The sequence below is a fragment of the Thiocystis violacea genome (assembly GCF_016583565.1).
GTDB classification, from domain to species: Bacteria; Pseudomonadota; Gammaproteobacteria; order Chromatiales; family Chromatiaceae; genus Thiorhodococcus; species Thiorhodococcus violaceus_A.
Map to the genome: position 1 here is coordinate 1 of NZ_NRRF01000192.1, position 1,491 is coordinate 1,491.

Annotated in this window: 2 protein-coding genes; both read left to right on the forward strand. The window is 60.1% G+C overall.

Translation table 11 applies throughout. The annotated features are described in order from the left end of the window. Window positions 1–379, forward strand: a 379-nt coding sequence (locus CKO23_RS24645) for a transposase (RefSeq protein WP_200333883.1), incomplete at its 5' end; no start/stop codon positions are given. 138 nt (window positions 380–517) lie between these two features. Then, window positions 518–1,441 carry a transposase gene (locus CKO23_RS24650; protein WP_242482712.1) on the forward strand — a complete coding sequence of 308 codons (924 nt, stop codon included), beginning with the start codon at window positions 518–520 and terminating at the stop codon, window positions 1,439–1,441. Window positions 1,442–1,491: the final 50 nt, after the last annotated feature.

Here is a 1,491-nt window from a genome sequence, read left to right on the forward strand (position 1 = left end):
CCCGTGGCATCTGGTCATGGACAACCTCAACATCCATTGCTCCGAGGCGGTTGTGCGCCTCATCGCCGAGGCCATCGGTTTCGAGGGCGACCTCGGCGTGAAGGAGCGCTACGGCATCCTCAAATCCATGGCCACGCGCACCGCGTTCCTCAGCGATCCGAGCCATCGCATCGTCTTTCACTTCACCCCCAAGCACGCCTCGTGGCTCAATCAGATCGAGATGTGGTTCTCGATCCTGGCGCGCAAAGTCCTGCGCCGTGGCAACTTCACCTCCATCGACGACCTTCAGAAACGCATCAGCGATTTCATCGACTTCTTCAATCGCACGTTGGCCAAACCCTTCCGCTGGACCTATGAGGGAAAGCCGCTCGCAGCATGAATGATTAAACAGTCTCGGGATTTCCACTCTGTTGCATTAGCCCCCCACCCCAGAGCAGTCGAAGGACGGTGTCAGGTCTTGCCTTTAAAGGACGGTGTCAGGTCTTGCCTTTTGCCCGACCCGAGCTACGCTTGATCCATGGCTCGCCCGCTCAGACTCGAATTTCCCGGCGCTCTGTACCACATTACCTCGCGCGGTGACGCGCGCGAGGACATCTATCGGGGTGACGGGGACCGCCGAATGTTCCTCGACCTGCTTGCCGAGGTCTGTGAGCGCTTCAACTGGTGGGGTCACGCCTACTGCTTGATGTCGAACCACTATCACCTGTTGATGGAGACGCCCGATGCAAACGTGTCCAAGGGCATGCGGCAACTGAACGGCGTCTACACGCGACGCTTCAACACGTCACACGGGCGGTGCGGACACGTCTTCCAAGGGCGCTACAAAGCGATCATCGTCCAGAAAGAGACCTACCTGAAGGAGTTGGCACGTTACATCGTCCTCAACCCGGTGCGGGCACGGATGCTCGACCGCCCCCAGGATTGGCCATGGAGCAGCTACGCGGCGACGACGGGTGATACAGCCTGTCCGAATTGGCTGCGTCGGGATTGGTTGTTATCGGCCTTCGGCTCAACTGAAGCGGCTGCCGTGGCCCACTATCGGTGTTTCGTCGCCGAGGGCATCGGCCAGCCCGGCCCTTGGGAGCAGTTGAAGCAACAGGTCTTTCTCGGATCGGACGCGTTCGTTGGCGAGCTCAGCCAGCGCGTGCCGAAGGACAGGGACTTAAGCGAAGTCCCCCTCGCGCAGCGTCGCCCACCCGCTAAGCCGCTGGCCGAGTACGTCAGCCTGCACTCCGACCGAGACCAGGCCATTGCAGCAGCTTACGCCAGCGGCGGGTATACCCTGAAAGAAATCGGCGACCATTTTGGTCTGCATTACGCACGGATCAGCCGGATCGTTCGCGCAGCCGAAAAGGCAAAAAGCAAGACCTGGGTGACCTGGCAATGGTTGCCGACTGTGAGAGAACCGCGCAAGCGGGAAGCTCTCCCGAGTAAGGCTTAGTCAGCCGCTCGGAAGTGTAATGACTCGACGGCACAAGCCTGAAGGTCAGA